This is a genomic window from Aminobacter ciceronei, assembly GCF_014138625.1.
GTDB classification, from domain to species: Bacteria; Pseudomonadota; Alphaproteobacteria; order Rhizobiales; family Rhizobiaceae; genus Aminobacter; species Aminobacter ciceronei.
In genome coordinates, this window is sequence record NZ_JACJHY010000075.1 from 1 (window position 1) to 9,075 (window position 9,075).

The window sequence follows — 9,075 nt, forward strand, 5'->3', positions numbered from 1 at the left end:
TCGGTCGGAATGCCGATCTTGGCACCGACCTCCTGGATCTGCTTCTTCTTCGCCGCACGCGCGATCTCGATGTCGGTCTTGAATTCGGCCATGACTCTCTTCCCTTGAGTTTGGTTCGATTTCCGCGGAGCCTCGGGCTCCCAGATTAAAAACGTGGTGCTGACTGGCCCGCCGAACGGAAGGCCGAGACGACCGTATTGGCCATCAGAAGTGCAATGGTCATCGGCCCGACGCCACCCGGCACCGGCGTGATGGCGCCGGCCTGCTCGGCGGCGCTGCCGTAGTCGACGTCGCCGACGAGCTTCGACTTGCCATTGAGACCGCCCTCCAGGCGGTTGATGCCGACGTCGATGACGGTGGCGCCCGGCTTCACCCAGTCGCCCTTGATCATTTCAGGACGCCCGACGGCCGCGACGAGGATGTCGGCGCTGCGGCACAACGCCGGCAGGTCCTTGGTGCGGCTATGGGCGACGGTGACGGTGGCGTTGGCATTGAGCAGAAGGTTCGCCATCGGCTTGCCGACGATGTTGGAGCGGCCGACGACCACTGCGTTGAGCCCCGAAAGATCGCGGCCGAGCGCACGCTCGATCAGCAGCATCGAGCCGGCCGGCGTACAAGGCACAAAGGCGGTGTCGAGCTCACCGGTGCCGAGCTTGCCGACATTGGTGAAATGGAAGCCGTCGACATCCTTGTCGGCCGAGATCGTCTGGATGATCTTGCCGGCGTCGATATGGTCGGGCAGGGGCAGCTGCACGAGGATGCCGTGGATCTTGGGATCGGCGTTGAGCTTCTGCACCAGTGCGACCAGATCGGCTTCCGAGGTATCGGACGGCAGCGCGTGCTCGACCGAGTGGAAGCCGCATTCCTTGGCCTTCTTGCCCTTGGAGGCGACATAGACCTGGCTTGCCGGGTCGTGGCCAACGATGACCACTGCGATACCGGGGACGACACCGGTCTCGGCGATCAGCTTTTCGGCTGCAATCCGGACCTTTGTCACCACATCGGCGGCAACTGCCTTGCCATCGATTACCGTCGTCATGCTGTGCAATCCTCCCAGGCGCGCGCGTGCGATCCTATGGCATGAGCCATCGGTTCCAGCCCCGGATTACACCATCCGGACAGCTTTTTGCGCTGAAATTTCCCGTCTGAATCTATAGCAGCTGACGGGGGTGAAAGTCAACCCAAATGCAAAAATCTTTCATGAAAAGAAATATTGGCCCGGCGCGATTTTGCTCGCTGCCGGGCTGGGCGACGCCGGGGCAAATCGGCGCAAAGTGTGCGGCGGTTTTCGAAATGAATTGCGCAAAAACAAGAAGATAGAGCGGCGATGCGAATCGCCGAAAAGGACGGCAACGCCGCGGTGCGAAATGCAAAAGGCCGGCTTGCGCCGGCCTTCGCAGTTGAATGTGCGTCAAGCTTCAGAGCACGAAGAACCAGTTGGCGAGAAGCACCACGGCCAGACCGGCGATCAGCGTCAGGTAGGGCAGGATGCCCGCCTTCTTCACGCGCAGGTCGCTCTGCTGCATGCCCAGATCCTCGAGCATGTGCTCGGGGAACTTGCCGCCGTCCTGGATATAGTGGCGGTAGCAGAACACCGGGATGATCAGGGCCGCGGTGAACAAGCCGGCCCAGAGTGCCATCGGGTTCCACACCTTGGCGCCGGCGCCCATGAAGATGGCGTTGACGTAGGCAAAAAGGGCACCGACCGTGATCAGCCAGGTCGGCGCGCGCCATGGCCGCTTGATGTGGCCGTTGTCCATGCGATGGATCCAGCCGGAGTTCAGGTTGAGGAAGTTGAAGATGATGTAGCCGCAGTTCGAGACGGCGAGGATGAAGAAGAAGCTCGTCGCATCCGTCGAGGCGATGGCCAGGACGAACAGGTTGGCGATGAGATCGGTCCACATGGCGCGGGTCGGCGCGCCGTGCTCGTTGACGTGGCTGAGGTAACGCGGCAGCCAGCCGTCGACCGAACCCTGGTAGAGCGTGCGCGACGATCCGGCCATCGCCGTCATGATGGCGAGCAACAATGCGAGGATCATCAGCATGACGAGCAGGTTCTTCACCAGCCCGCCGCCACCGACCATGCCGGCAAGTGCATCGGCAACACCGGAACCGTCGACGATCGGCGTCGACAGCATGCCGTTGAGCCCGAGCACGCCCTGGAAGGTGAAGGGCACGATCATGAACAGCAGCATGCAGAGCAGGCCGGAATAGAAGATGGCCTTGAAGGTGTCGGTGGCCGGGTTCTTGAACTCGCGGGTGTAGCAGACGGCGGTTTCGAAGCCGTAGGTCGACCATGCGGCGATGAACATGCCGCCGAGCACCAGCGTCCAGCCAGCGACGTTCCACGCGCCGGGTTCAGGTGCGTAGGCTGCGGCCAGCGGCACGAAGGGCGAGTAGTTGTCCCAGTTGATCTGGCCGGTGAGGATCGGTACCACGCCGACGATCAAAAGCGGCACGATGACCAGCAGGCCGACGACCTTCTGCACGGCAGCAGTGCCGAGAATGCCGCGATGCTGGATCGCGAAGGTCACCAGCATCAGCACGGCGCCGATCCAGAAGGTTGCGTTGAGCGAAAAGCCGACCGGACCGAGCGAGTGGCTGTAGAGCGTCCAGGTGCGGATGCCGGGCGTCGCTGCGGCGGTTACCGCTGCAACGGCGTCAGCGGCAGTGGTGCCGACATTTGCCGCCATGTACTGCAGCACCTCCGGCGAGGCTTCGGTGAAGCCGGGGATCGGTGCCAGCGCGTTGAGGATGTAGGCGGCGGCGATCGAACAGCCGAGCGACAGCACCGGTGACCAGGCGAACCAGTTGCACCACACCGACAGCGGCGCGACGAACTTGGAATAACGCAACCATGCGGTGGCGCCATAGACCGAGGCGCCACCCGACTTATTTGGGAACAGGCCGGCGATCTCGGCATAGGTGAAGGACTGGATGAAGCCCATCAGCATGGAGCAGATCCAGATCGCAAAAGCGATGTTGCCGGCGGTACCGGCAATGCCGCCGATCGAGAACAGCACAAGAGGCGGCACGCCGCTGGCAACCCAGAAGGCGCCTCGCCAGTCGATTGTCCTGTGAAGCTGGCCGGCGGAATCCGCCGGACTGATGTCCGTAACAGCGCTCATTGGTCAAATTCCCCATTGATTAGGATGCCCGTCGCCCAAGCCCGGCATTCCCGGTTTTCAAGGTGCGGCGGCAGTTTCCGCTTAGGCTTCTTTTTTTCCTCAAAGTGAAGTTTGTCCGAATTCGAGGCGCCGTCAAGCTATTTTGTCGCAGCACTGGACCAATCTTCACAACTGGTACCCCCGGTTGGAAAATTGGGCAGACGATGATGCCTCTCTGGACAGCGGCGGCCTACCCGAACGGGTGGGTAAGCAGGCTTGGCGCCATTTGCCGGCTTGTGGAGGCCAGTTCGGCAGTAAAAATGCCGCATCCACTGGAATGAAAAAATCATTCATGATATGAATTGCGTTCACAGGGTCGATCCGGGCAGGACCGGAGAAGAGCGACCCAGCGCAAGAGACGTCGGCAAGAGGTGCGTGCACGAACATAGGCGGGAGGAACATGAACGCCGAATGGAAGGGTCAGCGCCATGGCATCGGGATAGAGGTGGTGCCGGTGGTGAAGGAAAACAGGTTCAGGGTTCTGATAGCCGAGCGCAATCCGCTCGTCATCGCAGCCCTTGGCGACATGCTTTCACGTGACAGCCGCTTCGAGCTGGCAGAGAGCGTGCAGACCGGCAAGGCTTTCCTCGAGGCGGCCTCAACTGCTGCCCCACAGTTCGATATCGCGGTGCTGGGCTGGCGGCTGCAAGACATGGACTCCGGCGAGGTGCTGGCCGAAATGCAGCGGCGCAGCCTTCATGCCCGCGTGGTGATCTTCTCCAACGACCACGACATCTCGATCCTCAAGCAATGCGTACGCCTTGGCGTACAGGGCTTCTGCTATCAGTTCGACGACCCGGCGATCCTGTTCGACACGCTGGTTGCCGTCGCCCATGGCCGCATCTGCATTCCCTATATGGATGTATCCAAGATCAACGACACACCGCTGTCGCGCTTGACCGCGCGCGAGCGCGAGCTTTTGTCGGTTCTGGCCGACGGCTGGACCAACCTGCAGATCGCCGCGCGCACCGGCATCTCGGAAAACACGGTCAAGTACCATCTCAAGAATCTCTACGACAAGCTCGACGTCCGCAACCGGGCGATGGCAGTGGCGCTTTACGCCAGTGAGAAGAACCGCGGACCACATCTGAGTTCGCAGTAGCACCGGCTCGGATGAGCTGTGCCCTGCGTGGGCCAACTCATCGGCGTTCGTGTCTCCTTCGGACGCAGCCGCCCCAGCGCCTGGCTACACCTCTTCGACAAACACAGAGCCAACCGCCTCCTCACGTGCGAGGGAGCGGAAATGCCCTGTACTTTGAGGGGTCGGATCACAGGATTCAGCGCTCTGCGCCGCTGTGAGACAGAGCAGGGGCGAGGCAGTGCTGGGAGAGGATGCGCAGGAAACGGCGAGGCATCGATGTCGACGACCTACCCGCCGCAGTGTTCATTTGGAGATGCGAAAACGACAGCCGGACGAGATCCTGTGCGCCGCTGTTCGTCGTGCTGCCCGTCATGAGTTCGCGCAAAAAGGGATGCCGCCCCGGCTGGGGCGGCCTTTCACATCAGGAAAGTCGGGCAGCCCTGTTGGGCCGCCTTTCACTCCGCCGCTTCGGCGGTGCGCAGGTAGGATTCCAGCGAGTCATCGAGGGCATCCTTCCACGGCGTGTGATGGGCGGGTGCCATGGTGCCGGTGATGACCGATTTGTAGGAGTGGTTGCGGAACTCCATGATGCCCTTCTTCTTGTGTTCCTTCCACTCGAAGAAGGCCTCGTTGGCGCCGTCCACGTCGAAGCTCGGATAGTCGGTCTCGGCGATCAGCTCCTTGACGTATTCGCCCTGGTATTCGATCGCGTCATGCGAGTCCTTGCCGGCATCTTCGCCGGCAACGCGTTCCTGAACATCGTCGAGCAGCGCCTGCTTGCTGTCGGGCAGCTTGATACGGCCGAGGATGACGTCGCGCGTCCACCAGGCCTGGGCGTCGAACATGTTGAAGGTGAACCACTGGTCCTGCATGCCGAGATAGAACATCGCCGGATTGTGGACGTAAGCCACGCCCTTGTAGAGGTCGGCGGTCGCAAGCCGGTTGGCGGTCCTGAGACGCAGGTCGTCGGGCAGGAACGGGAAGTGGTGCTTGTAGCCGGTGCACAGGATGATGGCGTCGATCTTCTTGGTCGAGCCGTCCTTGAAGGTCGCGGTGTTGATCTCGACCTTTTCCAGCAGCGGGCGCTCTTCCCAGTTGTCGGGCCATTTGAAGCCCATCGGCGCGGTGCGGTAGCAGTTGGTGATCGATTTGGCGCCGTACTTCCAGCACTGCGAGCCGATGTCCTCGGCTGAATAGCTGGTGCCGACGATCAGGATGTCCTTGCCTGCGAATTCGCGGGCGTCACGGAAGTCGTGGGCGTGCAGGATGCGGCCGTTGAAGCGGTCGAAGCCGGGGAATTCAGGAACGTTCGGGGTCGAGAAGTGGCCCGAGGCGACGATGACGTGGTCGAATTCCTCGGAGTAGCAGTGATCCTTGGGCAGGTCCTGGACGGTGACGGTGAACTTCTTGGTCTCCTTGTCCCAGGTAACCATGCGGACGGCGGTCTCGAAACGGATCCACTTGCGGACGCCGGCTTTCTTCACACGGCCCTCGATGTAGTCGAACAGCACGGCGCGCGGCGGGTAGGACGCGATCTGCTTGCCGAAATGCTCCTCGAAGGAATAGTCGGCGAATTCCAGGCCCTCCTTGGGGCCGTTGGACCAGAGATAGCGGTACATCGAACCATGTACCGGCTCGCCATACTGGTCGAGGCCGGTGCGCCAGGTGTAGTTCCATAGGCCACCCCAGTTGGCCTGCTTCTCGAAGCAGACAATTTCCGGGATGTCCGCGCCTTTCGCCGCGGCCGACTGGAATGCCCTCAACTGCGCCAGTCCAGATGGTCCGGCACCGATCACGGCGACACGCTTGGCTGTCATGGTTTCCTCCTTTTGGTATAGACCAAATTTCGTTATTGGTTCCTCTGGTTCAGTTATGTTGCCTGCCATTATACCAATTTGTCAACGGCGTGTTTCCTGTGAGGAAGGAAAATTTCGCTAAGATAGGGTGAAACGCCCGATTTTTGGTGGTATTCACAGCCATGACGAACTCCAGCTTTGCCCATCGACTCGCCGTTTCCAGCGTCCTGCCGCGGCTTTCCGTCGGCATGCCGGACGCGGTGAACATTGGATTCCTCGGACCGCTCAGCGGTCAAGTGGAGTCTTGGGGCCTGCCTGGATTGCATGGCTGCCGGATCTGGGAGGACTGGCTCAACCGGACCGGCGGGCTCTTGATCAACGGCCGCCGCTATCCGATCCGGATCGTCGAGTTCGATTGCGGCTATGATGCCGGCCGGGCTCTGGAGGGCGCGCGTCAACTGATCGAGCGGCATGACGTCAAGCTCTTGATGATGCTGGGCGGCGATACGATGGCCGAGATCAGGGATTATCTGAGCCAGCGCAAGGTCCTGACCTCGACCCTTTTGCCGAGCGACCTGTCGCCCGATACGCCATATCTGATCGCGCCCAGCGAACTGCACCCGATCTTCAACGTGACAGGGGTGGAGTGGCTAGCGCAGGCGAGGCCGGAACTGCGGACGGTGGCACTCTGCAGCCAGACCGACGCGCTTGGCCTGCCGTCGCTCGCGACCTATCGCGCCGCCTTCAAGGCGGCCAAGCTGGGGATCGCCAAAGAGATCCAGTACGATCCCGACACGACCGATGCGGTCGCGATCGTGCAGCCGATGCTGGAATCGGGTGCCGACATCCTGTGCTGGTGCACCAGCTACACGCCGATGGTCCATGCGATGACCGAATATGCGCATGCGCAAGGCTTCAAGGGCCAGATCATATCCTGCACGCTGGACTATTACGACCAGCTCGTCGCCCGGACGTCGGTCGATTTCATGGAAGGTTTCGTCTTCCAGTTTCCCGACTTCGATGACGAGAAGCTGAATGACAAGACCTTCTTCTTCAATCAGCCGAAGGGCTTTTTTGACGAGTACAACAGCCGCTTCCCGGGTACCTGGACGGCGGTGAGCTGGGAGTATGTCGCCATCCTCGACATCTGGCATGCGGCGGTCGAGAAATCGAACAGCGTCAATCCGGCATCCGTGCTGGCGGCGATGAAGCAGCTTGGCCATGTCACTCATGCCTTTGGCCCAGCCCATTGGTGGGGCGAGAGCATGTTCGGCATCGACAACGCGCTTGTCGGCGACTGGCCGGTGGTGACGGTGAAAAGCGGCAAGGCCAGGATTGCCGCCTTCGGCTCGATCCCGCGCTGGCTGAAGCGCCATGGCGGCCTGCTCAAGCAGGAGATGTCGGATCTTAGCCAGCTTTGGGACCAGCGCCTGCGGGCGAGCGGCAACGGCACCGTCCTGCAGGCAAGGACGCCGGAGTCAGTCCTGCAGAAGTAGCTTCTGCTCCTCGACAAGGTGCAGCTTGATGAACTCGACGGCGCGCTCGACGTCGCGGGAGGCGATCGCGTTGAACAGTGCGTTGTAGCGCTGCTGGTATTCGAGAATCCGCTTCGGTGACAGGTGCCGGCGCAACTGCGTGGTGCGGAAGCTCACCCTGCAGGCCTCGATCGCCAGATTGTAGCAGGATGCCAGCAAGGGGTTGTGCGTTCCCTCGGCGATCTTGCGGTAGATCTCCTCCTCGCATTTGACGAAGGCGGCGACGTCGGTCTGCACGTTTTCGATCTGCGACGTCAGCTGTTCGAGGTCCCAGACCTCGCGCGGGGTCATGTTGATGACGGCTAGGCGGACCATTTCAGGTTCAAGGATGCCGCGCACGACGAGGTGGTCCAGCGGGCTGGTTTCCAGCGCCACCGAGCTCTCCGTCCTTTCAGGCACTTCTTCCGAGCGGTAGGTGACGAAACTGCCGCTGCCGGGACGCCGCTTGATGACCTTGCGGTCTTCCAGTACGTCGAGCGCCTCGCGCACGGTGTTGCGGGCAACCCCCATCTCCGAGGCCAGCGCCCGCTCCGATGGCAGGCGTGTGTCGAGCGGATATTCCTCAGACCTGATCTTGGCAAACAGCCGGTCGAGCACGGTCTGCACCGTCGCTCCCACCGAATAGGAGGCGATGATTTGCGAAGTGAGTTGGCCGGTTTCAACCTTCATTGCGCGACCTTGCATGTCAGTCCTGCCTCGTGGCCACGGCGCGGGACGAATCCCAGCGCAGCGTAGACCAATTTTGAAATATTTATCGAATCTGGTCCAGTACACGCTCGGATGGCCCGGGACAATCGCGTGGCGGAAGGCTGATAGGCGCTCCCTGATGGACCGCAAGGCTGCCTGCCGCATGGTCACCTCTCCGCATTTTTGATTACTGTGATGAAACGAAGCCTTGCGGCAGCGGCAAAATTGAGTATTCTTCTGGCTCAAATAATTTTACACACAGGCAAGATTTGGACGAGGTGGCGATGACGATTTCAGTCTACCCCGAAATTGTGGCCGGCCCTCCGCGTCCGAGCCTGGTTGTGCAGCCTGGCCTGTTGCTGCCCGGCATGGAGCGCTATCACGTGCCTGGTGGCGGTGCGGTGCTGATCGACATCGAGGCCGGCGATCATGTGACGGTGCGCAATCTCGAAGGCGGGCAGGCGTGTGAGCTGGTGGCGTTTGATGCTGCCGGCCGCGCCGATCCGGGCATGCTCGGCACGCGCTCGAACAGCGATGCGTCGGGGCTGAAGGCGCTGCTCGTCGATGGCGACGAGAGCCTGCAGAAGTTCCGGCTTGGCCTCGCCCGCCGCAAGCTCGAGCTTGGCCGGGTCGAGGCGGTGCGCTTCTTCGATGGTGCGACCGCTGCCGGGGTGGAGGAGCGTTTTGTCGTCTCGCGGCCAGGCTCGCTGGTGGTTGCCGCACCCGGGGCGCCGATGTCGGTCGACAGCCAGGACACGACGACGCCTCTGGTGGTGATGGTCAAGCGGGCCAAGGTCCGTGCCGTGTCA

General features: G+C 61.6%; 6 protein-coding genes and 1 pseudogene. 3 read left to right on the forward strand and 4 right to left on the reverse strand.

All coding sequences use genetic code 11. From position 1 onward, the window contains the following. Positions 1-145: 145 nt before the first annotated feature. Both HNQ95_RS32935 and HNQ95_RS32940 read right to left on the reverse strand, forming a co-directional pair. Positions 146-1,039 (reverse strand): bifunctional methylenetetrahydrofolate dehydrogenase/methenyltetrahydrofolate cyclohydrolase, encoded by an 894-nt coding sequence (locus tag HNQ95_RS32935; RefSeq protein ID WP_067965343.1) that lies wholly within the window; start codon positions 1,037-1,039, stop codon positions 146-148. Positions 1,040-1,418: 379 nt separating this feature from the next. Beyond that, on the reverse strand, positions 1,419-3,128 hold the full coding sequence (locus tag HNQ95_RS32940; protein ID WP_182576228.1) for a trimethylamine N-oxide permease: 1,710 nt from the start codon (positions 3,126-3,128) through the stop codon (positions 1,419-1,421). Between the two features lie 439 nt (positions 3,129-3,567). Here HNQ95_RS32940 and HNQ95_RS32945 point away from each other — a divergent pair, with 439 nt between their 5' ends. After that, positions 3,568-4,269: a response regulator transcription factor gene (locus tag HNQ95_RS32945; RefSeq protein WP_182576227.1), complete on the forward strand. Its 702-nt coding sequence runs from the start codon at positions 3,568-3,570 to the stop codon at positions 4,267-4,269. A 434-nt stretch (positions 4,270-4,703) separates the two neighbouring features. Here HNQ95_RS32945 and HNQ95_RS32950 read toward each other — a convergent pair whose 3' ends face one another. Next, positions 4,704-6,065 (reverse strand): trimethylamine monooxygenase, encoded by a 1,362-nt coding sequence (locus HNQ95_RS32950; RefSeq protein WP_182576226.1) that lies wholly within the window; start codon positions 6,063-6,065, stop codon positions 4,704-4,706. Between the two features lie 161 nt (positions 6,066-6,226). On the opposite strand from HNQ95_RS32950, the gene HNQ95_RS32955 reads away from it, so the two are divergent. Next, positions 6,227-7,540 carry an ABC transporter substrate-binding protein gene (locus tag HNQ95_RS32955; RefSeq protein ID WP_182576225.1) on the forward strand — a complete coding sequence of 438 codons (1,314 nt, stop codon included), beginning with the start codon at positions 6,227-6,229 and terminating at the stop codon, positions 7,538-7,540. Here the strand turns inward: HNQ95_RS32955 and HNQ95_RS32960 are convergent. Next, entirely contained in the window at positions 7,523-8,248 is a 726-nt protein-coding gene (locus HNQ95_RS32960) for a FadR/GntR family transcriptional regulator (RefSeq protein ID WP_154387585.1), read from the reverse strand. The genes HNQ95_RS32955 and HNQ95_RS32960 overlap by 18 nt on opposite strands. A 302-nt stretch (positions 8,249-8,550) precedes the next feature. Between HNQ95_RS32960 and HNQ95_RS32965 the strand changes: the two are divergent. After that, a pseudogene (locus HNQ95_RS32965) lies at positions 8,551-9,075 on the forward strand (aminomethyltransferase); the annotation flags it as partial.

Excerpts from the sequence above, each read along its gene's own strand:
- HNQ95_RS32935 (WP_067965343.1), bottom strand. The coding sequence starts at position 1,039 with ATGACGACGGTAATCGATGGCAAGGCAGTTGCCGCCGATGTGGTGACA.
- HNQ95_RS32940 (WP_182576228.1), bottom strand. The coding sequence starts at position 3,128 with ATGAGCGCTGTTACGGACATCAGTCCGGCGGATTCCGCCGGCCAGCTT.
- HNQ95_RS32945 (WP_182576227.1), top strand. The coding sequence starts at position 3,568 with ATGAACGCCGAATGGAAGGGTCAGCGCCATGGCATCGGGATAGAGGTG.
- HNQ95_RS32950 (WP_182576226.1), bottom strand. The coding sequence starts at position 6,065 with ATGACAGCCAAGCGTGTCGCCGTGATCGGTGCCGGACCATCTGGACTG.
- HNQ95_RS32955 (WP_182576225.1), top strand. The coding sequence starts at position 6,227 with ATGACGAACTCCAGCTTTGCCCATCGACTCGCCGTTTCCAGCGTCCTG.
- HNQ95_RS32960 (WP_154387585.1), bottom strand. The coding sequence starts at position 8,248 with ATGAAGGTTGAAACCGGCCAACTCACTTCGCAAATCATCGCCTCCTAT.